The 24701-nt window shown below is 70.4% G+C and carries 20 protein-coding genes and 2 tRNA genes; 7 read left to right on the top strand and 15 right to left on the bottom strand.

The features are described 5' to 3' along the window. Positions 1-358: 358 nt before the first annotated feature. A complete protein-coding gene (locus AB0E07_RS14800; RefSeq protein WP_362250539.1) occupies positions 359-2983 on the bottom strand; it encodes a valine--tRNA ligase in 2625 nt (874 codons plus the stop codon). Positions 2984-3118: 135 nt separating this feature from the next. Between AB0E07_RS14800 and AB0E07_RS14795 the strand changes: the two genes are divergently transcribed. Beyond that, complete coding sequence (locus AB0E07_RS14795) at positions 3119-4024, top strand: hypothetical protein (RefSeq protein WP_362250536.1); 906 nt, start codon at positions 3119-3121, stop codon at positions 4022-4024. Between the two features lie 71 nt (positions 4025-4095). Here AB0E07_RS14795 and clpX read toward each other — a convergent pair whose 3' ends face one another. From clpX to AB0E07_RS14770, 5 genes are all read right to left on the bottom strand, one after another. Next, the gene (gene clpX, locus AB0E07_RS14790; RefSeq protein WP_351924148.1) at positions 4096-5382 is read right to left on the bottom strand and encodes an ATP-dependent Clp protease ATP-binding subunit ClpX; all 1287 of its coding nucleotides are present in this window, start codon (positions 5380-5382) and stop codon (positions 4096-4098) included. A 159-nt stretch (positions 5383-5541) separates the two neighbouring features. Next, positions 5542-6222 carry an ATP-dependent Clp protease proteolytic subunit gene (locus tag AB0E07_RS14785; protein ID WP_362250532.1) on the bottom strand — a complete coding sequence of 227 codons (681 nt, stop codon included), beginning with the start codon at positions 6220-6222 and terminating at the stop codon, positions 5542-5544. A 50-nt stretch (positions 6223-6272) separates the two neighbouring features. Then, positions 6273-6878, bottom strand: a complete 606-nt coding sequence (locus tag AB0E07_RS14780; RefSeq protein ID WP_079311141.1) for an ATP-dependent Clp protease proteolytic subunit — start codon at positions 6876-6878, stop codon at positions 6273-6275. 345 nt (positions 6879-7223) lie between these two features. Then, the gene (gene tig, locus AB0E07_RS14775; protein ID WP_362250530.1) at positions 7224-8621 is read right to left on the bottom strand and encodes a trigger factor; all 1398 of its coding nucleotides are present in this window, start codon (positions 8619-8621) and stop codon (positions 7224-7226) included. A gap of 168 nt (positions 8622-8789) precedes the next feature. Further along, positions 8790-8866, bottom strand: a tRNA-Pro gene (locus tag AB0E07_RS14770). Between the two features lie 130 nt (positions 8867-8996). Between AB0E07_RS14770 and AB0E07_RS14765 the strand changes: the two genes are divergently transcribed. After that, positions 8997-9067 (top strand) — tRNA-Gly (locus tag AB0E07_RS14765). A gap of 79 nt (positions 9068-9146) precedes the next feature. Here AB0E07_RS14765 and AB0E07_RS14760 read toward each other — a convergent pair. Together AB0E07_RS14760 and AB0E07_RS14755 are read right to left on the bottom strand one after the other, a co-directional pair. After that, a complete protein-coding gene (locus tag AB0E07_RS14760) occupies positions 9147-9386 on the bottom strand; it encodes a hypothetical protein (protein ID WP_362250527.1) in 240 nt (79 codons plus the stop codon). Positions 9387-9527: 141 nt separating this feature from the next. Further along, positions 9528-9722: a hypothetical protein gene (locus AB0E07_RS14755; RefSeq protein ID WP_362250524.1), complete on the bottom strand. Its 195-nt coding sequence runs from the start codon at positions 9720-9722 to the stop codon at positions 9528-9530. Between the two features lie 593 nt (positions 9723-10315). On the opposite strand from AB0E07_RS14755, the gene AB0E07_RS14750 reads away from it, so the two are divergent. Continuing rightward, on the top strand, positions 10316-11443 hold the full coding sequence (locus AB0E07_RS14750) for an acyltransferase family protein (RefSeq protein WP_362250521.1): 1128 nt from the start codon (positions 10316-10318) through the stop codon (positions 11441-11443). A 70-nt stretch (positions 11444-11513) separates the two neighbouring features. Here the strand turns inward: AB0E07_RS14750 and AB0E07_RS14745 are convergent, their stop codons facing one another. Continuing rightward, entirely contained in the window at positions 11514-11966 is a 453-nt protein-coding gene (locus tag AB0E07_RS14745) for an HD domain-containing protein (protein WP_362250518.1), read from the bottom strand. Further along, positions 11963-13153 carry a PP2C family protein-serine/threonine phosphatase gene (locus AB0E07_RS14740; protein ID WP_362250516.1) on the bottom strand — a complete coding sequence of 397 codons (1191 nt, stop codon included), beginning with the start codon at positions 13151-13153 and terminating at the stop codon, positions 11963-11965. The genes AB0E07_RS14745 and AB0E07_RS14740 overlap by 4 nt, the downstream gene beginning before the upstream one ends. 162 nt (positions 13154-13315) lie before the next feature. Between AB0E07_RS14740 and AB0E07_RS14735 the strand changes: the two genes are divergently transcribed. Continuing rightward, positions 13316-14572 (top strand): GNAT family N-acetyltransferase, encoded by a 1257-nt coding sequence (locus AB0E07_RS14735; protein ID WP_362250513.1) that lies wholly within the window; start codon positions 13316-13318, stop codon positions 14570-14572. Between the two features lie 84 nt (positions 14573-14656). Here the strand turns inward: AB0E07_RS14735 and AB0E07_RS14730 are convergent, their stop codons facing one another. Together AB0E07_RS14730 and AB0E07_RS14725 are read right to left on the bottom strand one after the other, a co-directional pair. Further along, positions 14657-15463, bottom strand: coding sequence for a DNA-formamidopyrimidine glycosylase family protein (locus tag AB0E07_RS14730; protein ID WP_362250511.1), 807 nt, complete (start codon positions 15461-15463; stop codon positions 14657-14659). Positions 15464-15647: 184 nt separating this feature from the next. Next, entirely contained in the window at positions 15648-16133 is a 486-nt protein-coding gene (locus tag AB0E07_RS14725; protein ID WP_362250508.1) for a ribose-5-phosphate isomerase, read from the bottom strand. A 217-nt stretch (positions 16134-16350) separates the two neighbouring features. On the opposite strand from AB0E07_RS14725, the gene AB0E07_RS14720 reads away from it, so the two are divergent. Beyond that, positions 16351-17826, top strand: a complete 1476-nt coding sequence (locus AB0E07_RS14720; RefSeq protein ID WP_362250505.1) for an amino acid permease — start codon at positions 16351-16353, stop codon at positions 17824-17826. Between the two features lie 75 nt (positions 17827-17901). On the opposite strand, the gene AB0E07_RS14715 is transcribed toward AB0E07_RS14720, so the two are convergent. After that, the gene (locus tag AB0E07_RS14715; protein ID WP_362250503.1) at positions 17902-20331 is read right to left on the bottom strand and encodes a protein kinase; all 2430 of its coding nucleotides are present in this window, start codon (positions 20329-20331) and stop codon (positions 17902-17904) included. 195 nt (positions 20332-20526) lie between these two features. Between AB0E07_RS14715 and AB0E07_RS14710 the strand changes: the two genes are divergently transcribed. After that, entirely contained in the window at positions 20527-21258 is a 732-nt protein-coding gene (locus AB0E07_RS14710; protein ID WP_362250500.1) for a hypothetical protein, read from the top strand. 100 nt (positions 21259-21358) lie between these two features. On the opposite strand, the gene AB0E07_RS14705 is transcribed toward AB0E07_RS14710, so the two are convergent. Further along, entirely contained in the window at positions 21359-21940 is a 582-nt protein-coding gene (locus tag AB0E07_RS14705) for a biotin transporter BioY (protein ID WP_362250497.1), read from the bottom strand. A 352-nt stretch (positions 21941-22292) separates the two neighbouring features. On the opposite strand from AB0E07_RS14705, the gene AB0E07_RS14700 reads away from it, so the two are divergent. Beyond that, positions 22293-23678: an amino acid permease gene (locus AB0E07_RS14700; protein WP_362250494.1), complete on the top strand. Its 1386-nt coding sequence runs from the start codon at positions 22293-22295 to the stop codon at positions 23676-23678. A 294-nt stretch (positions 23679-23972) separates the two neighbouring features. Here the strand turns inward: AB0E07_RS14700 and AB0E07_RS14695 are convergent, their stop codons facing one another. Continuing rightward, positions 23973-24635, bottom strand: coding sequence for a DsbA family protein (locus tag AB0E07_RS14695; RefSeq protein WP_362250491.1), 663 nt, complete (start codon positions 24633-24635; stop codon positions 23973-23975). Positions 24636-24701: the final 66 nt, after the last annotated feature.

Below are 24701 nucleotides of genomic sequence, written 5' to 3'. Positions count from 1 at the left end.
GCCCGCCGGTCCTGCCGGGCGGGCGCGGGTCCGTCGGGGCCGGTCGCGCAGTTCCCCGCGTCCCTGGGGGTGCCGCGGGCCACCGGTCCTTTGGCGCGGCGAGCACCTGAGGGAGGGGGCCCGCCGGTCCTGCCGGGCGGGTGCGGGTCCGTCGGGGCCGGTCGCGCGGTTCCCCGCGCCCCTGGGGGTGCAGGTCCGGCTGCCCTGGCCGCGGGCAGTCGTGCCGCTGGGGCGGCACGGGTGGGCGCTGGGGGTACCCCCTCTGGGGGAGGCACCCCGTGAGCGCCGGGCGGCGCGGCTCCCCCACGGCAGCCCAAAGCCCCGGAACTTCGCAGCTCCGGGGCTCGGGGGATGTAGGTTACGCCGTCGGCAGGCGGTCCAGTTGGGACTGGATGCGGGTGATGTCCTCGTCCGCCTTGGCCAGGCGGCCGCGGATCTTGTCCACGACGTTGTCCGGGGCCTTCGCCAGGAACGCCTCGTTGCCGAGCTTGGCCGTGGCCTGGGCCTTCTCCTTCTCCGCGGCGGCGAGGTCCTTCGCCAGACGCTTGCGCTCCGCGGCGACGTCGATCGTGCCCGAGAGGTCGAGCGCGACCTCCGCGCCCGCGACCGGAAGGGTCGCCGTGGCCGCGAAGCCCTCGCCCTCCGGCTGGAGGCGCAGCAGCTGGCGGATGGCGGCCTCGTGGGAGGCGAGGGCCGTGCCGTCCAGGGTGAGCCGGGCCGGGACCCGCTGGCCGGGCTGGAGGCCCTGGTCGGCGCGGAAGCGGCGGACCTCGGTGATCACCGACTGGAGGCTCTCGATCTCCTGCTCGGCGCCCCGGTCGCGGAAGCCGCTGTCGCTCGGCCACTCGGCGACGACGACCGACTCACCACCGGTGAGGGTGGTCCACAGGGTCTCGGTGACGAACGGGACCACCGGGTGCAGCAGCCGCAGGGTGACGTCGAGGACCTCGCCGAGGACCCGCTTGGAGACCTCGGCCGGCTCGCCGCCCGCCTGGAAGGTGGTCTTGGACAGCTCGACGTACCAGTCGAAGACCTCGTCCCAGGCGAAGTGGAACAGCGCGTCGGAGAGCTTCGCGAACTGAAAGTCGTCGTAGAGCGCGTCGACTTCGGAGACCACCGAGTTGAGCCGGGAGAGGATCCAGCGGTCCGTGGACGACATCGCGGACGCGTCCGGCAGCGGACCCTCGACCGTCGCGCCGTTCATCAGCGCGAAACGGGTGGCGTTCCAGATCTTGTTGGCGAAGTTGCGGGAGCCCTGGACCCAGTCCTCGCCGATCGGGACGTCGACGCCGGGGTTGGCGCCGCGCGCGAGGGTGAAGCGGAGCGCGTCGGAGCCGTACTTGTCCATCCAGTCCAGCGGGTTGACCGCGTTGCCGAAGGACTTCGACATCTTCTTGCCGAACTGGTCGCGGACCATGCCGTGCAGGGCGATGGTGTGGAACGGCGGCGTGCCGTCCATCGCGTACAGGCCGAACATCATCATCCGGGCGACCCAGAAGAAGAGGATGTCGTAGCCGGTGACCAGGACGGAGTTCGGGTAGAACTTGCCGAGCGACTCGGTCTGTTCGGGCCAGCCGAGGGTGGAGAAGGGCCACAGGCCGGAGGAGAACCAGGTGTCGAGGACGTCGGTGTCCTGGTGCCAGCCCTCGCCGGTCGGGGCCTCGTCGTCGGGACCGACGCAGACGACCTCGCCGTTCGGGCCGTACCAGACCGGGATCCGGTGCCCCCACCACAACTGCCGCGAGATGCACCAGTCGTGGAGGTTGTCGACCCAGTCGAAGTACCGCTTCTCCATCTCCTGCGGGTGGATCTTGACGCGGCCGTCGCGGACCGCGTCACCGGCGGCCTTGGCGAGCGGGCCGACCTTGACCCACCACTGCATGGACAGACGGGGCTCGATGGTGGTCTTGCAGCGCGAGCAGTGGCCGACGCTGTGGACGTAGGGCCGCTTCTCGGCGACGATCCGGCCCTCGGCGCGCAGCGCGGCGACGATGGCGGAGCGGGCCTCCAGACGGTCCAGGCCCTGGAAGGGGCCGTGGGCGGTGATGACGGCGTGCTCGTCCATGACCGCGATGGCCGGCAGGTCGTGCCGCTGGCCGATCTCGAAGTCGTTCGGGTCGTGCGCCGGGGTCACCTTGACGGCGCCGGTGCCGAACTCGGGGTCGACGTGCTCGTCCGCGACGACCGGGATGGAACGGTCCGTCAGCGGCAGCTTGATGAGCTTGCCGACGAGGTGCTTGTACCGCTCGTCCTCGGGGTGGACGGCGACGGCCGTGTCACCGAGCATCGTCTCGGCGCGGGTGGTGGCGACGACGATGGTGTCGTCCCCGTCGCCGTACTTCATGGAGACGAGCTCGCCGTCGTCGTCCTGGTACTCGACCTCGATGTCCGAGATCGCCGTCAGACAGCGGGGGCACCAGTTGATGATGCGCTCGGCGCGGTAGATCAGCTCGTCGTCGTAGAGGCGCTTGAAGATGGTCTGGACGGCCTGGGACAGGCCCTCGTCCATGGTGAAGCGCTCGCGGGACCAGGCGACGCCGTCGCCGAGGCGGCGCATCTGGCCGCTGATCTGGCCGCCGGACTCGCCCTTCCACTGCCAGACGCGCTCGACGAACGCCTCGCGGCCCAGGTCGTGGCGGGACTTGCCCTCCTTGGCCAGTTCGCGCTCGACGACGTTCTGGGTGGCGATGCCGGCGTGGTCCATGCCCGGCTGCCACAGCGTCTCGAAGCCCTGCATGCGCTTGCGGCGGGTCAGGGCGTCGATGAGGGTGTGCTCGAAGGCGTGCCCGAGGTGCAGGCTGCCGGTGACGTTCGGCGGCGGGATGACGATGGTGTACGGAGGCTTGTCGCTCTTAGCGTCCGCCTCGAAGTAACCGCGCTCTACCCAGCGCTCGTACAGCGGCCCCTCTACATCGGCCGGCGCGTACTGGGTCGGCAGTTCGGTGCTGGGCGCTGGTGGCTGCTGCTGAGCGTTCTCGGTCACGGGCCCAGTTTAGGGGTGTCGCGGCCTCGTCCCGAACACGATTCTTCTGTAACGGTGCGACCCCCGGTGCCGTTCCCCGGCCGGGATTGGGTCAGGATGTCGTGAACACATAAGCATCTGGAGGGGAACCCAGAAATGAGCTACAACCAGCCGGGCCCGTACGGCGGGCAGCCCCAGCAGCCCGGTCCGTACGGCCAGCCGGGTCCGTACGGCCAGCAGCCGCAGGCCCCTCAGCCCGGCTACGGCTACCCCCAGCAGCCCCAGGCCCCGCAGCCGGGTTACGGCTACCCGCAGCAGGGCGCTCCCGGTGTTCCGCCCCAGCAGCCCCCGTACGGCCAGCAGCCTCCCTACGGCCAGGCCCCGTACGGCGCCCCGGTGCCCCCGCCCCCGGGCGGCAAGAAGAAGACGGGCCTGATCCTCGGCGCGGTCGCCGTCGTGGCGGCGATCGGCGTGGGCGTGTACTTCGTGGTGGGCGGGGGCGGCGGCGCGGGCGGCGTCGAGGACGACGGCCCGCACAAGCTCACGGCACCGGCGACGGTCCTCGACGGCGAGTTCAAGAAGGGCGACCAGGGCGACATCGATGGGCTGTCGGAGGACGAGCTCAAGGACGCGGAGGGATGGGGCGTCAAGAACCCCAAGGACGTTGGCGCGAGCTACGTGTCCGGCGAGAGCCTCACCGCGAAGAACCTGATGTTCTCCGGCGTCTACGGCACCATCGACGACCCGGAGGAGGTCGTCGACGCGATGTTCGCCAAGATGAAGGAGGAGTCCGAGGGCGACGAGGACGCCAAGCTGCTCGGCAGCCCCACGGCGTTCACCCCCGCGGGCTTCGAGAACGGGGTGCTGAAGTGCCAGGAGAGCGAGTCCTCCGAGTCCGGTCAGACCGTGACGATGCCGCTGTGCATCTGGGGTGACCACAGCACCGTGGCCTACGTCATCTCCTTTGACATCGCCGCCCTGACCGCCGGCAAGAGCACCTCCATGGAGGACGCCGCCGAGCAGGCCGCCAAGCTGCGCAACGACGTCCGCGTCAAGGCCTGACAGCCGTACGCGCTGCTACGACGAAGGGGCCCCGGTCGGTCGACCGGGGCCCCTTCGCATGCGCTGTGCGGCTACGCCGTCTTCTGTTCGCCCGAGCCCCGGCCGCGGGCGTCGCGGGGGATGAGGGTCGGGTTGACGTTGGAGTGGACGACGTCCGCGGTGATGACGACGCGGGCCACGTCCTTGCGGGACGGGACCTCGTACATCACCGACATCAGGACCTCCTCCATGATGGCGCGCAGGCCGCGCGCGCCGGTCTGGCGGAGGATGGCCTGGTCGGCGATGGCCTCCAGGGCCTCGCGCTCGAAGTCCAGCTCGACACCGTCGAGTTCGAAGAGGCGCTGGTACTGCTTCATCAGCGCGTTGCGCGGCTCGACCAGGATCTGGAGCAGGGCCTCGCGGTCCAGGTTGTGGACGGAGGTGATGACGGGCAGTCGGCCGATGAACTCCGGGATCATGCCGAACTTGACCAGGTCCTCGGGCATGACGTCCTCGAACTGGTCCTTCGCCTCCAGCTCCCGCTTGGAGCGGATCGTGGCGCCGAAGCCGATGCCCTTGGCACCCGCCCGGGACTCGATGATCTTCTCCAGGCCGGCGAAGGCACCGCCCACGATGAACAGGACGTTCGTCGTGTCGATCTGGATGAACTCCTGGTGCGGGTGCTTGCGGCCGCCCTGCGGCGGGACCGAGGCGGTGGTGCCCTCCAGGATCTTCAGCAGGGCCTGCTGCACGCCCTCGCCGGACACGTCCCGGGTGATGGAGGGGTTTTCACTCTTCCTGGCGACCTTGTCGATCTCATCGATGTAGATGATCCCGGTCTCGGCCTTCTTGACGTCGTAGTCCGCGGCCTGGATCAGCTTCAGCAGGATGTTCTCGACGTCCTCGCCGACATAGCCCGCCTCGGTGAGCGCCGTGGCGTCCGCGATGGCGAACGGCACGTTCAGCATGCGGGCCAGGGTCTGGGCGAGCAGGGTCTTGCCGGAGCCCGTGGGGCCGAGGAGCAGGATGTTGGACTTCGCCAACTCGATCGCGTCGTCACGGCCGTTGGCCCCGCCGTTCTCACCGGCCTGGACCCGCTTGTAGTGGTTGTACACCGCGACGGAGAGGGCCTTCTTGGCCGCCTCCTGGCCGACCACGTACCCCTCGAGGAACTCGTAGATCTCGCGGGGCTTCGGGAGTTCCTCCCAGCGCACCTCGCTGGTCTCCGCGAGCTCTTCCTCGATGATCTCGTTGCAGAGGTCGATGCACTCGTCGCAGATGTACACACCGGGCCCTGCGATGAGCTTCTTGACCTGCTTCTGGCTCTTGCCGCAGAACGAGCACTTGAGCAGATCGCCGCCGTCACCGATGCGTGCCACGGTGTGCTTCCCCTTCGCCTGGGAGACGCCTGGGTACAGCGGCTCCTGGTGCTGCCTTCATCCGACGGTACCTTGCCGGGGGCCTCGTTCGGGCCCCCCTTGGCACGGTTCACTTTGTCGTGCACCGCGCCAAGGAGCGCCCGACGATACCTGCCCGGGTCAGCGGACGGACGCGTTGTTCATCTTCCGGGTGGAGATGATCTGGTCGATCAGGCCGTACGAGAGCGCTTCCTCAGCCGTGAGGATCTTGTCGCGCTCGATGTCCTCGCGGATCTTCTCGATCGGCGTGGTGGAGTGCTTGGCCAGCATCTCCTCCAGCTGCGCACGCATCCGGAGGATTTCGTTCGCCGCGATCTCCAGGTCCGAGACCTGGCCGCGGCCGGTCTCGCTGTACGGCTGGTGGATCAGGACACGCGCGTTCGGCAGCGCCATGCGCTTGCCCGGCGTACCGGCGGCCAGCAGGATCGCGGCGGCGGAGGCCGCCTGGCCCATGCAGACCGTCTGGATGTCCGGCTTCACGAACTGCATCGTGTCGTAGATGGCCGTCAGCGCCGTGAAGGAGCCGCCGGGGCTGTTGATGTAGACCGAGATGTCCCGGTCGGGGTCCATCGACTCCAGGCACAGCAGCTGCGCCATGACGTCGTTGGCGGAGGCGTCGTCGATCTGGACGCCGAGGAAGATCACGCGCTCCTCGAAGAGCTTCGCGTACGGGTCGTACTCGCGGACGCCCTGCGAGGTGCGCTCGACGAAGCGCGGGATGACGTAGCGGGACTCCGCCGCGGGACCCGTGTACTCGGCGCGCGTGCGGTCGTACAGGCCGCTGCCGGGGAAGTCGTTCACTGTCTCTCTCCTAGGGGCTGAGGCGGTCGGCTGAGGGCTGCGCAGGGGTCTCAGGCCCCGGTGCCGCCGCCGCCCGGCATGTTGGCGGCCGTGGTGATGACCTCGTCGATGAGGCCGTACTCCTTGGCCTCCTCCGCGTCGAACCAGCGGTCGCGGTCGGAGTCGCGGGTGATCTGTTCGAAGGACTGGCCCGTGTGCTGGGAGGTCAGCTCGGCCATGCGCTTCTTGGTGTGCAGCAGCCGCTCGGCGTGGATCTTGATGTCCGACGCGGAGCCGGCCAGGCCGGCGGAGGGCTGGTGGATCAGGATCTCGGCGTTCGGGAGCGCGAAGCGCTTGCCCGGGGTGCCCGCGCTGAGCAGGAACTGGCCCATCGAGGCGGCGAGGCCCATGGCGATCGTCACCACGTCGTTCTTGATGTACTGCATGGTGTCGTAGATCGCCATGCCGGCCGTGATCGAGCCGCCGGGGCTGTTGATGTACAGGTAGATGTCCTTGTCCGGGTCGGCGGCAAGGAGCAGCAGCTGTGCGGTGATCTTGTTTGCGATGTCGTCGTCGACCGGCTGGCCGAGGAAGATGATCCGCTCGTTGAGCAGCCGGTTGTAGACCTGGTCACCGAGGCCGCCACCGATGGAAGGCTCGCCGGCGGCGGAGGGCATCAGATTCGTCACGTATCCACCTGCTCGTCTTACGACGGCGCCGGGCCGTCTTCACGTTTCCCTGCCGGGGGCCTCCGGCAGTTTCGCCGACTCCCCTGCCCCCGTACTCATGGACCCTAACGCGCTGGTCCCTCCGGGGAATCCCGGAGTGGGGAGTGTTCGCCGGGGGCGTAGCGCACTGGTGACATTTCGTGCACGGGCCGCTGCGGGACGTCCGGTGACCGGTCGCGCGGTCCTCCCGCGCGCCCCCGGGCGCACCCGCGCGTCCCTTGTGTCCGTAAGGCGGAAGGGCCCCGGGGACATGGTCCTCGGGGCCCTTCCTGGGGTCCGGCAGGCGCCGAGGGATCAGCCCTCGGTCTTCTCCTCGGCGGCCTCGGTGGCGTCGGCCTCGGTGGCCTCGGCGGCGACCTCGGCGGCCGTCTCGACCTCGTCCTCGTCGTCCAGGTCGATGACCTCGCCGTTGGTGTCCTTGACGGTGGCCTTCTCGACCACGACGGCCAGGGCCTTGCCGCGGGCGACCTCGCCGACCAGGAGCGGAACCTGGCCGCCCTCGACGACCGCCTGGGCGAACTGGTCGGGGGACATGCCGGAGGAGGCCGCGCGCCGCATGAGGTGCTCGGTGAGCTCCTCCTGGTTGACGTTGAGCTTCTCCTGCTTGACCAGCTCGTCGAGGACGAACTGGGTCTTGATGCCCTTGACCGCGGCTTCCTTGGTCTCGGCGTCGAACTCTTCCTCGGTCTTGCCCTGGATCTCCAGGTACTTCGCGAGGTCGAGGCCCATCTGGCCGAGCTGGTGGTGCTCCAGGTTGTGCTTGCGGGTGTTGATCTCGTCCTCGAGCAGCTTCTCGGGGACGGGCACCTCGACGAGCTCCAGCAGCTTCTCCAGGACGCGCTCCTGGGCCTGCGTGGCCTGGTCGTACTGCTTCATGTTCTCGAGGCGCTTGCGGCTGTCGGCCTTCAGCTCGTCGAGGGTGTCGAACTCGGACGCGAGCTGCGCGAAGTCGTCGTCCAGCTCGGGCAGTTCGCGGGCGGCGACCTGGGAGACCTTGACGGTCACCTCGGCCTCCTTGCCGGCCGCGGAACCGCCCTTGAGCTCGGAGGTGAAGGTGGCCTCGCCACCGGCCTCCAGGCCCTTCACGGCGTCGTCGATGCCGTCCAGCAGCTCGCCGGAGCCGATGGTGTAGGACACGCCGTTGGCGATGCCGTCCTCCAGCACCTCGCCCTCGACCTTGGCCTCCAGGTCGATGGTGACGACGTCGCCGTCCTCGGCGGCACGCTCGACCGGGGAGGTCGACGCGAAGCGCTCACGGAGCTGCTCGACCGACTTGTCGATGTCCTCGTCGGTCACCTCGACGGCGTCGACCTCGACCTCGATGCCGGAGAAGTCCGGGATCTCGATGGCGGGGCGGACGTCGACCTCGGCGGTGAAGTTCAGCGTCTCGCCGTCCTTCAGCTCCGTGATGTCGACCTCGGGCTGGCCGAGGACGTTCAGCTCGGCCTCGTTGACGGCCTCCGTGTAGAACTTCGGAAGCGCGTCGTTGACGGCCTCCTCCAGCACGGCGCCACGGCCGAACCGCTGGTCGATGACCCGGGCGGGGATCTTGCCCTTGCGGAAGCCCTTCACCGTGACCTGCTGGTTGATCTTCTTGTACGCCGCGTCGAGGCTGTCCTTGAGCTCCTCGAAGGGCACCTCGACAGTGAGCCGAACCCGGGTCGGGTTCAGGGTCTCCACGGCGCTCTTCACGGTTCGGTCTCCTTGTGGCTGACTTCTTGGGTTCTGCCGGAGCCAGACTGGTCCCGGCGGATTCGCCGCCCGGGGGCTTCAGTGGATGAGAGACACGGGCGCGCAGCTTGCATAGTAACCGCAGGCGCTGAACGGCCCAAAGGCGATCACTCGGGATGATCGGGCAGGTGGTCGGGGTGGCGGGATTTGAACCCACGGCCTTCCGCTCCCAAAGCGGACGCGCTACCAAGCTGCGCCACACCCCGTCTGGTGCGACACGTAGGGTACATGCCCGCAGGCCGCGGGACCGCCGCATTTACGGGGTGTGCGCCGACGGCGCCCGACCCGCTACGATGCCTTCAGTGCCGCGGTCACCTGACCTGCGGCGCGTCCTGTGCGGGCGTAGCTCAATGGTAGAGCCCTAGTCTTCCAAACTAGCTACGCGGGTTCGATTCCCGTCGCCCGCTCTGTACGACGTCGGGGCCGGCCGGAGGATTCTTCCTCCGGCCGGCCCCGAGTCGTTTCTCCGGGCTGCAGGCCGGCGCCTCAGCTGCCCGAGTGGTCGACGACGTTGCCGTTGGAGCAGTTGTTGGCGTGATCACTCACCCAGTCGCCCAGGACGGGCACCACGGCCACCTCGGCGAGACAGACGGCCGCGGCCGTGAAGTTCCAGTTGTCGGCGGCGTTGGCGCCGCCGCCGAAGTTGCTGTCGTTGTCGGCGTGGGCCGGGGCGGCGGTGGCGAGGGCGGCCACGGCGAGGGTGGCGGCCAGGACGGTCTTCTTCATGTCCGTCGCAACGATCATGGGGACGCCGGGGCACGAGCCGTCGTCCGGCTTCCCCCGTACGGCCGGGCCGGCCGACGACTTGCCCGCCGGCGCGCAGGGGTGTGCGCCCCCGGCCGGGTCGGTCGAGGGCGGGTCCGGGGGTCAGAACTGGATCGAGTTGACCATTTCGGCTATCGAGTCCAGGAACCGCTGGATGTCGTCGGCCATGCCGGTCGAGGCCAGGAAGAAGCCGAAGAGGACGGCGACGACGGCGGGGCCGGCCTTGAGGGAGCCGCCACGGATCAACACCACCAAGATGATCGCCAACAGCAGCACCACTGACAGCGAAATGGCCACAACGGATCACACCCTCGGTCGGTCCACTCTCCCGGCCCGGGGGTGCCATCCCCGCGCACCCCCGCCAGAACCATCGTGCCACCAACAGGCCCGCCCTATGCGGCGGGTGAGGCATCAGTGACCACAACTCCTGGCGGACCAGGGGCCGGCGGGCCGCCCGCCCGACCATCCGTCGTCGCCCGCACGGTAATTCGAGGTGACACTCGAACGAGAAATTCGACGCGATCGTTTCCATCTCCACACAACGTGTTCGCGGGTAATTCGAATTGCCGTCACAGGTGCCGCCAAGCACTCGCCAAAGCTCGCGATATGCACCATTTAGCAGGGATTCATCTACACAAAGCGGTCACATCCTGCTGCCAAGTGCCGTGTATTCACCCGCTGAAGACGGCGCTGACGTGGCGCGTTTTACGAATGCGCACAGCCGCCGCTAGGGTGCCTCAGATGTTCCACGCCGCCTCGTCCCCCGAAAAGGCAGCGAGGTTCCGGATCGGCTCCCCCCACTGCTGGCGGGAGGGTCTGTGACGAACTCGCTGCGACCGCACGGACATCACGGAGCGCCACTCCCGCCGGCCCAAACGCCGGCCCGGGGAGTGCCGAGCGCGCGCTCGTCACCGAGACGAAACGAACAGCGCCCGCCCGACGGCAAGCGGCGCGACGCCTTCTTCGACAACGCCAAGTTCCTGGCGATCGTGCTGGTCGCGGTGGGCCACACCTGGGAGCCCCTGAAGGGCGACAGCCGGACCCTGGAGGCGCTGTACACGGTCGTGTACGCCTTCCACATGCCGGCGTTCATCCTCATCTCCGGCTACTTCTCGCGCAGTTTCGACCTGCGCCCCGACCGGCTGCGGCGGCTCATCACCGGTGTCGCCGTGCCGTACATCGTCTTCGAGACCGCCTATCCGCTGTTCAAGCGGGCGATCGACGACGACCCGAGCATGAAGATCAGCCTGCTCGACCCGTGGTACCTGACCTGGTTCCTGGTCGCGCTGTTCGTCTGGCGGCTGACCACCCCGATCTGGAAGCTCGTCCGCCATCCGCTGCCCCTCGCGCTGGTCCTCGCGATGCTCGCCTCCGTCTCCCCGGCCATCGGCGACGACCTGGACCTCCAGCGCGTGCTGCAGTTCCTGCCGTTCTTCGTGCTCGGGCTGCAGATGAAGGCCGAGCACTTCCAGTGGGTGCGCCGGCGCTCGGTGCGGATCCTGTCCGTGCCGGTGTTCGCGCTGGCGCTCGCCGTGGGCTGGTGGTCGGTCCCGCGGATGAACACCGGCTGGTTCTACCACCGTGACTCCGCGCAGGAGCTGGGTGCGCCGTGGTGGACCGGGCCCGTCATGGTGCTCGCGCTGTTCGGCTGCTCCCTGGTGCTGACCGCGTGCTTCTTCGCCTGGGTGCCGCGTCGCACCCTGTGGTTCACCGCGCTGGGCGCGGGGACGCTCTACGGCTACCTGCTGCACGGCTTCGTGGTGAAGGCCGGCGACTACCAGGGCTGGTTCGAGCCGGCCTGGCTGCACGGCCCGCTCGGCGCGCTCTTCGTGACCGTCCTCGCGGCCGCCGGTGTCACCCTGCTGTGCACCCCGCCGGTGCGCAGGGTCTTCCGGTGCGTGATGGAACCCGAGATGAAGTGGGCGTTCCGGCCGGACGCGGCGGAGTCGGCCCGCGCCCGGGAGCGGCAGCCGGTGCGGGAGACGGCCGAGCGGGAACGGACGACGGTCGGTGCCTGAAACGGCTGCCGGAGAGGTCCGTCACGGCCGTGAAGGGCGTCCGTCACGGATGCGAGGGGCGTCCGTCACGCTACGGCTGCCGCAGACCGAGGAGTGCGCGCATGGCGGCGTACTTCTCGGTCAGGCGCAGCCGGGTCGCCTCGTCCAGGACCGCCAGCCGCGCCGGATCCGCGTTGTGCGCCAGATCCGCCTCCTTCACCAGCGGAGCGCCCGGCGTCGCGAGGATCCGTCCGGCGTACTCCCGCGGCGGCTCCCCCGGCCGCTTGCTCACCGCGCGGACGATGTCCTTGGTGCGGCGGCTGAGCGCGGCCTCCTCCAGCCAGCGCTCGGAGAGGGCGTCGTCCTCCACCGCGTCGTGCAGCCAGGCCGCCGCGATCTGGTCCTCGTCGCCGCCGCGGGCCCGGACGCCGTCGGCGACCGCCCTCAGGTGCTCGGCGTAGGGGCGGCCCGCCTTGTCGGTCTGGCCCGCGTGGGCGGCGCGCGCGATGTCCTCGACCTCGGCGAGGGTGAGCCGGCCGGTCACGCCTGGCCTCCCGCCCGGGCCGTGACCGTGGGGCCCTCGCGGGAGATCAGCAGCAGCGCGCGGTCGTCGTTGACGTCCTTGGCCACCGCTTCGATGAGATGCCAGGCCGCGCCGTGGAAACCGCCCGCGACATAGCGGTCGGCCTCGCCGGTGAGGCGGTCGATGCCCTCGACGATGTCCCGGTCGGACGTCTCCACCAGGCCGTCCGTGAAGAGCATCAGCACGTCCCCGGGGCGCAGCGAGCCCTTCACCGGGTCGAACTGCGCGCCGTCGTACACGCCCAGCAGCGGACCCTCGGCGGCCTTCTCCTCCCAGCGGCCGCTGCCGGCGCTGAGCTGGAGGCCCGGCGGATGGCCCGCGGAGTACAGCTCGTAGTCGCCGGAGTCGAGGTCCAGGACGAGGTGGATGGAGGTGGCGAAGCCCTCGTCCCAGTCCTGGCGCAGCAGATAGCCGTTGGCGGCGGGCAGGAAGGCGTGCGGGGGCAGGCTGCCGAGGAGGCCGCCGAAGGCGCCGGAGAGCAGCAGCGCCCGCGAGCCGGCGTCCATGCCCTTGCCGGAGACGTCCGTGAGTACCGCTTCCAGGGTGCGGCCGCCGTTGGTCCGGGCCGCGACCACGAAGTCACCGGAGAACGACTGGCCGCCCGCCGGGCGCAGCGCCATCTCGCGGTGCCAGCCCTTGGGCAGCTGCGGCAGCTTGCTCTGCACCCGGATACGTTCGCGCAGGTCGAAGAGCATGGTGCCGCCGCGCCGCCAGGGCACGCCGACCCGGCTGCGGAACTGCGCGATGAGCAGGCCGACGAAACCGCAGGCCGCGACCACCAGGACCACACCGGGCGTGACCCGGGCGGCGCCCTCGGTGTACGGGCCGAGCCGCACGGACTCCACGATGAGCGCGGTGGCGGAGGCCGCGTACAGACCGAGCAGGCTGGCCGGGCGGAGCAGCAGCCCGCCGGCGACGATGGGGAGGACCAGCGCGGCCGGTGAGCACCAGACCGGGTTGGCCAGCGTGACGGCCGCGATCAGCGGGACGGTGAGCAGCAGTCCGGCCAGCGCGATCCAGTCCGAGCCGTCGCCGCGGAAGTAGTCCACGGCGCTTCTGCGCAGGCCGACGCGGACCCGGTGCCACTGCATTCGCAACCGGGCCGCGAACGTATCGGCGGCCGCGCGCCGCTCTCGTCCTGCTGCCATTAGTTCGGGACCCTATCCATCGGACCAGGCGCTTGGCACGGGAGGTCCCACTTGTCCCCCGTCCGAGGCTCGAGTTCACAGTCAACGCCACGGAATGCCGTCGTGCGGGCACCCGGAGGAAATTCCCTGGCTCGTCCCGCAATGCCCTGGTAGGCATGGGGTATGGCAACGCATCTCCCCACTGGTTCCGAGATCGACCTGCGCCCGTTGCGGCCCGAGCAGTGGGACGGCTGGTACGACGTCCTGCTGCGCGCCTTCGGCGGTGTGCCGGAACCCTCCGAGGAACGTGAACTCTACCGGGAACTCACCCAGTTCGACCGTTCCCTGGCGGCCTGGGACGGGGATCAGTGCGTGGGTTCGGCCGGGGCGTTCCGCTTCGGCGTGACCGTGCCCGGGGGTGCCTCGGTGCCCGCCGCGGGCGTGACGATGGTGGGCGTGGCCGCCACCCACCGGCGGCGCGGCATCCTCTCCTCGATGATGCGCAGGCAACTGGACGACGTACGGTCCTGGGGCGAGCCGCTGGCCGTGCTGACGGCGTCCGAGCCGGCCATCTACGGGCGGTTCGGCTACGGCACGGGCACCCTCCAGCTCAACGCGGACATCGACACCAGCCGGGTGCGGCTGGCGGTGCCGGACGGGACGGACGCGGTACGGCTGCGGTACGCGGAGCCCAAGGACGCCGTCGAGGCGTGCGAGGCCGTGTACGCGGCACTGGTGCCGGCCCGGCCCGGGATGCTGGCCCGGGTGCGGCCCGGCTGGGAGCGGGTCGGCGTGCTCGATCCGACGGACCGGCGGGACGGGGCCTCGCCGCTCCAGTGCGTGATCGCCGAGCGGGACGGCGCGCCCGTCGGGTACGCCCGCTACGCCGTGAAGCCGGAGTGGGACGTGAGCGGGCCGCAGGGCACGGTGGTGCTGCACGAGCTGGCGGGCCTGGACCCCGCGGCGCAGGCCGCGCTGTGGCGGTTCCTGTTCGACATCGACCTCACCACGACGCTGACGGTGTACGGGCGTCCGGTGGACGAGGCGTGGCAGTACCAGGTCTCCGACATCCGGCGCTGCCGCCCGCGCCTGAAGGACGCGCTGTACGTACGGCTCGTCGACGTCGGGGCGGCGCTCGCCGCGCGCACGTACCAGGCGCCGGTGGATGTGGTGTTGGAGGTCGAGGACGCCTTCTGCCCGTGGAACGCGGGGCGTTGGCGGCTCTCGGGCGACCCGAAGGGCGCCTCCTGCGAGCCGACCCGGGACACGCCCGATCTGGCGCTGTCCGTACGGGAGTTGGGGTCCGCCTATCTGGGCGGGGTGAGCCTGACGGCGCTGGCGGCGGCGGGACGGGTGCGGGAGCTGCGGCCGGGGGCGCTGGAGGAGGCCTCGGTGGGGTTCGCCTCGGCGGTGGCGCCCTGGATGCCGCACGGGTTCTGACGGTTTCGGACGAGTTCTGGCGGGTCCTGGCGGGTTCTGGCGATCTCTAGGTGAGCAGGCCGGGTTCCGGGCGGGCGGACCCGGTCAGCGGCGTTGACACTTCGGGCACCAGAAGAGGTTGCGGGCGGCGAGGTCGGCGGTGCGGATCGCGCCGCCGCAGACGTGGCAGGGGAGGTTGGCCCTGCGGTAGACGTAGACCTCGCCGCCGTGGTCGTCCACGCGGGGCGGGCGGCCCATCGCCTCCGGGGTGTGCTCCGGGCGGACCGTGTCGATGCGGTTGAGGCGGACGCCCTCGCGCATCAGCTCCACGAGGTCGGTCCAGATCGCCCGCCATTCGGCGGGCGTGACGTCCTTGCCCGCGCGGTAGGGGTCGATGCCGTGCCGGAAGAGGACCTCGGCACGGTAGACGTTGCCCACGCCCGCGATGATCTTCTGGTCCATCAGCAGGGCGGCGATCGTGGTGCGGCTGCGCGCGACGCGCCGGTACGCGGCTTCGTGGTCCGCGTCGGTCCTGAGCGGGTCCGGGCCCAGGCGGTCGTGTATCGCCTGCTTCTCGGCGGGCGTGATCAGGGCGCAGGTCGTCGGGCCGCGCAGGTCCACGTACGCGCTGGCGTTGGCCAGGCGCAGGCGGACGGTGTCCGTGGGCGGGGGTGGTGGGGTGGGGCCGAAGCCGACCTTGCCGAAGAGGCCGAGGTGGATGTGGACCCAGGATTCGGTGAAGCCCAGGAAGAGGTGCTTGCCGTGGGCCTCGGTGGTGGTGAGGGTCGTGCCGGTGAGGAGGGCGGCGGCGTCGGAGAACTTGCCCTGCGGGCTGGTCACCTGCGGGGCCGTGCCGGAGAAGGCGGCGGCGTAGTCCTTCGCCAGTCGGTGGATCGTGTGACCCTCCGGCACGGTGGCTCCTTCTGTTCCTGGTTTTTTCGCCCCCGCCGCCCCTTCCCGTCCCGTCCCTGGGGGCTGCCGCCCCCAGACCCCCGCTTCGGCCCTGAAGGGGCCTTGTCCTCAAGCGCCGGACGGGCTGGAGGGGCGGGCCTTGTCCTCGAACGCCGGACGGGCTGGAGGGGGCGGGCTGGGTTGGCTACTGCTGGGGGTGGTGCGGGGGGATCGGGGGGAGGTCGCCGGTCGTTTCGTAGGCCGCGAGCATGTCGATGCGGCGGATGTGGCGCTCGTCGCCCGAGAACGGGGTGGCCAGGAACGTCTCGACGAACCTGGTCGCCTCGTCCTGCGTGTGCATCCGGGCGCCCACGGCGACGACGTTGGCGTTGTTGTGCTGGCGGCCCAGGGAGGCCGTCTCCTCGCTCCAGGCGAGGGCCGCACGGACGCCCTTGACCTTGTTCGCCGCGATCTGCTCGCCGTTGCCGGAGCCGCCGATCACGATGCCGAGGGCGTCGGGGTCGGCGGCCGTGCGCTCGGCGGCGCGCAGGCAGAAGGGCGGGTAGTCGTCCTGGGCGTCGTAGATGTGGGGGCCGCAGTCGACGGGCTCGTGCCCCGCCGCCTTGAGCCAGTCGACGAGGTGGTTCTTGAGTTCGTAGCCCGCATGGTCGGAGCCGAGATACACGCGCATGGGAGGAGTGTGTCATGCGCGGGCGGGCAGCAGCGGGAGGGGCCCACTGAAGGCAGGACCGCGAGAAAGACTACAGAACCTCAGGGAAACCTCAAGTAACAATCTGGATTCAAAGGTTCACGAATCCAGTTGCCTCCGATTCACTGGACCGGCTCGTACACCGCCGCCAGTTCGCGCACGAGTTCCCCCCTCCCCCGGCGCAAAGGAAATCCGTCCAATGACCTCGCAGCCGACCCCGACGAAGACCGGAACCGGCGATCCCGGTTCCGGTCTTCAGGCTGGGCTGAAGAACCGGCACCTCTCCATGATCGCCATCGGCGGTGTGATCGGCGCCGGTCTCTTCGTGGGCTCCAGCTCCGGCATCGCCACCGCGGGTCCCGGCATCCTGCTGTCGTACGCCCTCGTCGGCACGCTCGTGGTCCTGGTGATGCGGATGCTCGGTGAGATGTCCGCCGCCAACCCGTCCTCCGGCTCGTTCTCGGCGCACGCCGACCGCGCGCTCGGCAGCTGGGCCGGGTTCTCCATCGGCTGGCTGTACTGGTTCTTCTGGGTCGTCGTGCTCGCGGTCGAGGCGACCGCCGGCGCGGTGATCCTGGAGGGCTGGATCCCGTCCGTCCCGCAGTGGGCCTGGGCGCTCATCGTGATGGTGGTGCTGACCGCCACCAACCTGGTCTCGGTCGGCTCCTACGGCGAGTTCGAGTTCTGGTTCGCCGGTATCAAGGTCGTCGCCATCGGCGCGTTCATCGTGGTCGGCGGGCTCGCCGTCTTCGGCGTGCTGCCGGGCGTCGACGCCGACCAGGCCGGACTCGGCAACCTCACCGACCACGGCGGCTTCCTGCCCAACGGGCCCGGCGCCATCCTCACCGGTGTACTGCTCGTCGTCTTCTCCTTCATGGGCAGCGAGATCGCCACCCTGGCCGCCGGTGAGTCCGAGGACCCGCAGCGGGCCGTCACCAAGTCGACCAACAGCATCATCTGGCGTATCGCGGTGTTCTACCTGGGCTCGATCTTCGTGGTCGTCACCCTGCTGCCCTGGGACTCCGAGGCCATCGCCGAGGACGGCTCGTACGTGGCCGCGCTGGACTCCCTCGGTATCGCGCACGCCGGTCAGATCATGAACTTCATCGTGCTGACCTCGGTGCTGTCCTGCCTCAACTCCGGTCTGTACACCGCCTCGCGGATGGCCTTCTCGCTCGGTCAGCGCGGTGACGCGCCCAAGGCGTTCGCCAGGACCACCGGCCGCGGTGTCCCGTTGATCGCGATCATCGCGTCGGTCGTGTTCGGCTTCGTCGCGGTGTTCTTCAACTACAAGTTCCCGGACTCCGTCTTCCTCTTCCTGGTCAACTCCTCCGGTGCCGTCGCGCTCTTCGTGTGGCTGGTGATCTGCTTCTCCCAGCTGCGCATGCGGAAGATCATCATGCGGGAGTCGCCGGAGAAGCTCGTCGTCCGGATGTGGCTGTACCCGTACCTGACCTGGGCCGCGGCCGCGCTGATCGTGTTCGTGCTCGGCTACATGCTCACCGACACCGAGCACGACGGACGCAAGACGGTGCTGTTGTCCCTGCTCGTCGCGGCGGTCGTCCTCGTCATCGCCTTCGTCAAGCAGAAGATGCGCGGCGACCGTGGGCCGGCTCGGGCCGGGGTCCGTGCGGACGCCGAGGCCGAGGCCGCCGACGAGGTCAAGGTCGGCTGATCGCTTCACCTCGACGCGCTGGAAGGGGCCCTTCGGGGCCCCTTTCCCGCGTTCGACGGGTCCCGCTCCTCGTGCTCACAGGATCGTGAAGCTGTCCTTCACCTCTTCGTAGGTGCTCAGCGCCTGCTCCTCGGTGTCCGGCTGGTACCAGGTGTTGATCTGGTACGACTTGCCCTTCTCGTTGAAGCCCAGCAGTCGGGCGTGCCAGGGGACGCCCTGGAGGGTGAAGGTGTACTCCCACACGACCGCGGGGTGACCGCGGAACGTCGTCTCCTCCAGCCGGATCTTCCGGTACGCCTGCCCCTGGTGGGCGTTCTGCTCGGAGGTCTCCCAGGTCTTCATCAGGTCGCCGCGGGCGAGGGAGGACTTGGCGACGAGTTCCTGCTTGCCGTCGGGCGAGGTGTAGTGCACCTCGGCTCCCGTCTTCACGTCCCGCCGCCAGCCCTCGGGGGTCACCCAGGCGAACCCGCCGGCCTCCGTGCGCGCTCCCGGCGGCAGGGTCTGCGGGCGTGCGGTGCCCTCCACGGTCGGGGAGGGCGAGTTCGACGCCGGTGCGGAGGTCGGGCTCGGTGAGCCGGCCGCCTCGTCGTCGCCGGGCGATCCCGAGTTCATGAGCAGGGCCACGGCGACCACGGCGCCCGCCGTGACCAGCCCCGCGGCGGCGAGCAGCCCCGGCCTGCGCCGCGAGCGGCCGTGCGCCGGCACGGCGGGGCCGGGCAGTTCGCCCGGGGGCATGGCGGACGGGTCCCCGGCCGCGGGGGTGGACCCCACCCTCGGCTCGGTGGAACCGGGGGTTCCGGCGGCCGTCTGCCGGGCCGGCGTGGTGGCTGACGGTCCGGGCGCCCGGCCGGAAGGCGGGGTGCTCGGCCGGACCGGGGTCGGGGTGGGGGGCGGTCGTTGTTCCGTTTCCGCCTCGGTGTGCGGTGCGGCGGCCGGTTTCGGCTCCGCGATCGGCTTCACCTGTGTCGCGGCGGAGGCCATGGCCTCCCGCTCGGCCACCTCCCGTCCGGCGGCGGCCACCCTGGCCGCCGACTCGGCGTCGACCCTGGTTTCCGCGTCGGCGGCGGCCCTGGCCTCGGCCTCGCCGGCCCCCGGTGCCGCCTCCGCCCCTTCCGGGGCCTCCGCCGCCGCCCGGGGCGCGGCCTCCGTCAGCGGCCCGCCCTCGGCACCGGGCCTCGCCCCGGCTTCCGTCTCCGCCGAAGCCGACCCGGCGGCCGAGGTCGCGAGCGATTCCGATGCCGCACCTGCCCTCGCACGCGCACCCGCACCCGCACCCGCACCCGCACCCGCACCCGCACCCGCACCCGCACCCGCACCCGGAGCCTGAGTCTGAGCCGGGACCGAGCCCGAAACCGGTTCCGGAGTCGGGGGCGGAGTCGGGGGCGGGGGCGGAGTCGGGGGCGGAGTCGCGCTCTCCGCCTGCGTCTTCGCCCGTACGAGCGAGACCCCGGTGGGTCGAGGTGTGCCCTCCGCCGGGGTGACGGGCCGGTGGCGGCCGAAGTCGTGGGTGGGGCGGGGGGTTTCGGGCGGCGGAGTGTCGGACGGATCGGCGGGCGGGGACTGCCGGGGGTCCGGGAACCCCGAGGTCTCCGGCAGGGCGGGAGTCCCGGGCGCGGCCGTCTCCGGCGCGGCGGGACCAGGGCGCCCCGCCTCCCGCGGTGCCGGCGGTGGTTCCTCGACCCTGCCCACGGCGACGGTCGGTGTGGGCGGGGGGAAGGCGATCGGGCGGAGGGCGTGCTCCAGGTCTCCGAGGCCGGGGCGGAGTTCGGGCTCCTTCTCCAGCAGGGCGGCCAGTACGGACGTCAACGGTCCTGCCGTAAAGGGCAGTTCCGGCTCCTCGTAGAGGACCGCGTGCAGCGTGGCCAGCGTGGTCTCCCGGCTGAACGGGGACCGGCCGCCGAGGGCCGCGCACAGCGTGGCGCCGAGCGACCAGATGTCGGACGGCGGCCCCTGCGGGCGCCCGGAGATGCGCTCGGGAGCCATGTAGTCGGGGGAACCGACCAGCATGCCGACCATCGTGAGCGCCTTGGCGTCCTGGATCGCCGCGATGCCGAAGTCGGTGAGGACCACGCGCCGCGCACCCGCTTCCACCAGGACGTTGCCGGGCTTGATGTCCCGGTGCAGCACGCCCCGTTCGTGCACCTGGCGCAGGGCGGCGACCAGTCCGACGCCGACCCGGGCGGCCTCGGCGGGGTTCAGCGGCCCGTCCTCGGCGAGGAGCCGTTCCAGGGAGCGGCCGGCGACCAACTCCATGACGATCCAGAGCCGTTCGCCCTCGTCCACGACGTCGTACACGCGCACCACGTTGGGGTGGTCGATGCGCGCGGTGGCGCGGGCCTCTCGCAGGGTGCGTTCACGGCGGGTTCGGGTGTCCTCCGCGTCGAGGCCGTCGATCCGCATTTCCTTGATCGCGACCGGCCGGTCGAGTATTTCGTCGACCGCTCGCCACACCCGTCCCATTCCCCCCTGGCCGATACTCTCGGCCAGTCGATAGCGTCCGGTCACCAGTAGCCCTGGAACCCCGCCGCTCCTCGTGTTTCCCGTATTCCCCGGCAATCCGCTGCACCCCCTCAATTCCCCACGGAGCCTGTCCGTTTGAAACACGATGGTCACACTTCGGGCCACACCAGCATAGTGCGGAGAAATCTTGTGGTACCTCTTCAAGTACTGCGAATTCAGGCGCAGCCAAGGGGGACGAACATGAGTTCTCGTCGTACGACGACCATCGCGGGATCGCTGGTTGCAGCATCCTTCTCGGCAGTGATGATCCTTCCCTTCACCGCCGCGGCGGATGACCAGGGACCTCAGAGCAGCAAGGGGGGAAAGGCCGTCGACGAGGCACCGGCGGGAGTGGAACTGACCACGACTCTGCCCGAGAAGATCTCCGTCGACAACAAGTCGCAGGAAACGGCGATTACCGCCACCGTGAAAAACGAAGGGACCGAGGACAGCGGAGAGATCAGGCTTCTGGTCGTCGGATTCGACGGCCTGACGGTCACAGATGTTCAGGGCTGTTCAGAGATTGCCGAAGGCGATCTGCCGGAGGGGTCGAACAGCGGATTCGCCTGTGCCGTGGACAATCTCGCGGCCGGTGACTCGAAAGCGTACGACGTCGAGGCGACGTACGACCTGAGCAAGACGGGCAAGATCTGCCTGCCCGTCCAGACCGCGTCGGGTGACAAGACGTACTGGCAGCAGGGCCCGGTGCCGTTCGGTACGACGAACCCGTCGCCGAACGCCCCCGCGACACCGCTGCTGCTGGGCACCGACAACCAGCCGGTGGCGCCCGGAGGGGACGAGCTGGCCGAGACCGGCGCCCTCGGGCGGCGCGACGCGCTGCCGCTGGGCGCGGCGGGGGCCGCGCTGATCGCGGCCGGAGCGGCCGGGCTCTGGTGGACGCAGTTCCGGCGGCCGGCGGCCCGAGAGAGCTGAGACCGCCCGCGGAGACGGAAAGAGGCTCGCCGGTCCGACCTTCGGGGGCGGACCGGCGAGCCTCTCGTTCGGGGCCGCCGGACAGGCGGCCTCCGGGGGGCTACTTGTCGAGCAGCTTCCAGGCGGTGGGCAGCAGGCCCATCGCCAGGGCCGCCTTCAGGGCGTCGCCGATGAGGAACGGCGTGAGGCCGGCCGCGACGGCGGCGGAGAAGGACATCCCGGCCGACAGGGCCAGGTACGGGACGCCGACGGCGTAGATGATCGCCGAGCCGACCAGCATCGTGCCGGCCATGCGCGGCATCGAGCGGTCGGCGCCACGGCGGGCCAGGGCGCCCACGGCGGCGGAGGCGAGGAGCATGCCGAGGATGTAGCCGAAGGAGACCCCGATGCCGTGGCTGCCGCCCGCGAACCACGGCACCCCGGCGAGGCCCGCCAGGGCGTACAGGGCGAGCGCCGCGACACCCCGGCCGGCGCCGAGGGCGGTGCCGACGAGCAGCGCGGCGAAGGTCTGGCCGGTCACCGGGACCGGGGAGCCCGGCACGGTGACGGCGATCTGGGCGGCGAGTCCGGTGAGCGCGGCGCCGCCGACCACGAGCGCGATGTCCCGGACACGGGAGGCGGGGAGCAGGTCGGCGAGGACCTGTCCGGTGCGGGTGGGGGCGGCGACAGCGGCGGTGCTCATGGGGACTCCGCGAGGGTGAGGGCGGGTGGGGACACGGCGACGCTATCCCAGGGGCCCGGAGCCGATCACCGTCAGTGGTCGACAAAGGCCGGAACGTGGGCTTGGTGGGCTCTGCACAAAGGGCGGGGGTTACGCGCGGTGCGACGTGATACCGGTCACTGAGGTGAGGACGCGCACCTCACCAAGGGCGTCCCGGAGGCTCTGTAGGGTTCCGCCAATTCGGCGGGGTGAGGGTCCCCGTACGCTCTGTGCCGTACCTGTCCGCATTCTGGGCAGCCCCTTCGCCTGAGCGGACACGGCACCCAGACTGTGGGCGATTTTGCCCGCCTCACGCATTGGACGAGCCGCGCCCATGCCCAGCACCACAGTCGAGACACCGCCGCAGCAGGACGGTGTCTCCCTCTCCCACGGCCTCAAGCAGCGCCATCTGTCGATGATCGCCCTCGGCGGTGTCATCGGCGCCGGCCTGTTCGTGGGCTCCGGCGCCGGTATCGCCGCCGCGGGCCCCTCGATCGTCGTCGCCTACGTCCTCTCCGGCCTCCTGGTGATGCTGGTGATGCGGATGCTGGGCGAGATGTCGGCGGCCTATCCCTCGTCGGGTTCCTTCTCCGCGCACGCCGAGCGGGCGATCGGCCCGTGGGCCGGTTTCACCGCGGGCTGGTCCTTCTGGGTCCTGCTCTGCACGGCGGTCGGCCTGGAGGGCATAGGCGCCGCGAAGATCGTCACCGGCTGGCTGCCGGGTACGCCGGAGTGGGCCTGGGTCGCCCTGTTCATGGTGGTGTTCTGCGGCGCGAACCTGGCCGCGGTGAAGAACTTCGGTGAGTTCGAGTTCTGGTTCGCCGCGCTCAAGGTCGGCGCCATCACGCTGTTCCTCGGGCTGGGCGTGCTGGCCGTCGCCGGTGTGCTGCCCGGCACGGACTCCCCCGGCACCTCGAACCTGACCGACTTCCTGCCCAACGGCAGCGAGGGCCTGATCATCGGCCTGCTGGCCTCGGTCTTCGCGTACGGCGGCATGGAGACGGTGACCATCGCCGCCGCCGAGTCGGAGAACCCGGTCAAGGGCGTGGCGAGCGCGGTCCGTACCGCGATGTGGCGCATCGCGCTGTTCTACATCGGCTCGATGGCGGTCATCGTGACCCTCGTCCCCTGGGACTCCCCGGAGGTCGTGGAGAAGGGCCCGTACGTCGCCGCCCTCGACGAGCTCGGCATCCCGGGCGCCGGACAGCTGATGAACGTGGTCGTCCTGGTCGCGCTGCTGTCGGCGATGAACGCCAACATCTACGGCTCCTCGCGCATCGCCTACTCGCTGGTCCAGCGGGGTCAGGGACCGAAGGCGCTGGGCCGGGTCGCCGCGGGCGTGCCGCGGATCGCCGTCCTGGCCTCCTCGGTCTTCGGCTTCGCCTGCGTGCTGCTCAGCTACTGGCGTCCGGACGACGTCTTCCCGTGGCTGCTGAACATGATCGGCGCGGTCATCCTGGTCGTCTGGATCTTCATCGCGGTCTCCCAACTGCGCCTGCGGGCCCGCCTGGAGCGGGAGGCCCCGGAGAAGCTGACCGTGCGGATGTGGGCGTTCCCGGTGCTGACCTGGGTCGCGCTGGCCGGCATGGCGGCCATCTTCGTGCTGATGGCCCGTGAGCCGGACACTCGGGTACAGCTCTACTCGACCGGCGGAATGACCCTGTTCCTGGCGGCGGTCGGCTACGCCTGGCAGCGCCGGCGGGCGGCGGCCGAGGGCTGATCCGTCCCCCGGTCCGCCGCACGGCGGACCGGGGGACCGGGGGGCAGCGATGAACGGCGCGAACGGGTGCTCGACTCCGAGCACCCGTTCGCGCCGTTGTCGGCCCCTCCCTTCCGTTCGGCCTTAATGCTGCTAGCCTGCTATTGCAACTTGGTCGCAATAAGCGGCGGAGTCGCACCCGGGCGCCCCGCCTCGTGATCGTCTTCTCAACCTTCGCGCGGGTGGGCGGAAGGACGAAGAGCCCCCGCGAGGACGTGACTCGCGGGGGCTCTTCGCGCTCTCGGGCGGGCGGACTCAGAGGTTGCTGAAGTCCGGGCCCTTGGTGCGGGTGCGCTTGATCTCGTAGAAGCCGGGGACCGAGGCGACCGCGAGGGTGCCGTCCCACAGGCGGGCGGCCTCCTCACCCTTGGGCGCGGGGGTGACGACCGGACCGAAGAAGGCGATCTGCTCGCCGTCCTCACCGGGGACCGCGATCACCGGGGTGCCGACCTCCTGGCCGACCTTGTCGATGCCCTCCTTGTGGGAGGCGCGCAGCTCGGCGTCGAACTCGAAGTCCTTCTGGTCGAAGTAGTCGATCAGGTCGGCGGGCAGCCCGACGTCGGCCAGCGCGCCGGCGACCGCGTCGAGGGTCGGCCCCTGGCCCTCGTTGTGGATCCGGGTACCGAGCGCGGTGTACAGCGGGCCGAGGATGTCCGAACCGTGCTTCTGCCAGGCCGCGGTCACCACCCGGATCGGCTGCCACGCCTTGGTCTCCAGCAGCTCGCGGTACTCCTCGGGAAGTTCGTCCAGCTTCGGCTCGTTCAGCACGGCCAGGCTCATGATGTGCCAGCGGACCTCGATGTCGCGGACCTTCTCCACTTCCAGCACCCAACGGGAGGTCATCCAGGCCCAGGGGCACAGCGGATCGAACCAGAAGTCGACGGGGGTCTTCGCGGACGTCGTCGCGGTCTCGGTCATGGCTCTCCTAGGAATGCGGTCGATTGACATCGGCAACACCCGTGGCCGCCTCCCTCATTCCCGGCT

Origin of the sequence: Streptomyces sp. NPDC048002, from assembly GCF_040653275.1 — a bacterium.
Taxonomy (GTDB): Bacteria; Actinomycetota; Actinomycetes; order Streptomycetales; family Streptomycetaceae; genus Streptomyces.
This window is presented reverse-complemented; position numbering and strand designations above follow the sequence as displayed.

Coding starts and splice junctions, on each gene's coding strand:
- AB0E07_RS14705 (WP_362250497.1), bottom strand. CDS start 21,940: ATGAGCACCGCCGCTGTCGCCGCCCCCACCCGCACCGGACAGGTCCTC.
- AB0E07_RS14760 (WP_362250527.1), bottom strand. CDS start 9,386: ATGAAGAAGACCGTCCTGGCCGCCACCCTCGCCGTGGCCGCCCTCGCC.
- AB0E07_RS14720 (WP_362250505.1), top strand. CDS start 16,351: ATGACCTCGCAGCCGACCCCGACGAAGACCGGAACCGGCGATCCCGGT.
- AB0E07_RS14740 (WP_362250516.1), bottom strand. CDS start 13,153: ATGGCAGCAGGACGAGAGCGGCGCGCGGCCGCCGATACGTTCGCGGCC.
- AB0E07_RS14735 (WP_362250513.1), top strand. CDS start 13,316: ATGGCAACGCATCTCCCCACTGGTTCCGAGATCGACCTGCGCCCGTTG.
- AB0E07_RS14700 (WP_362250494.1), top strand. CDS start 22,293: ATGCCCAGCACCACAGTCGAGACACCGCCGCAGCAGGACGGTGTCTCC.
- AB0E07_RS14780 (WP_079311141.1), bottom strand. CDS start 6,878: ATGCCCTCCGCCGCCGGCGAGCCTTCCATCGGTGGCGGCCTCGGTGAC.
- AB0E07_RS14795 (WP_362250536.1), top strand. CDS start 3,119: ATGAGCTACAACCAGCCGGGCCCGTACGGCGGGCAGCCCCAGCAGCCC.
- AB0E07_RS14710 (WP_362250500.1), top strand. CDS start 20,527: ATGAGTTCTCGTCGTACGACGACCATCGCGGGATCGCTGGTTGCAGCA.
- AB0E07_RS14695 (WP_362250491.1), bottom strand. CDS start 24,635: ATGACCGAGACCGCGACGACGTCCGCGAAGACCCCCGTCGACTTCTGG.
- AB0E07_RS14725 (WP_362250508.1), bottom strand. CDS start 16,133: ATGCGCGTGTATCTCGGCTCCGACCATGCGGGCTACGAACTCAAGAAC.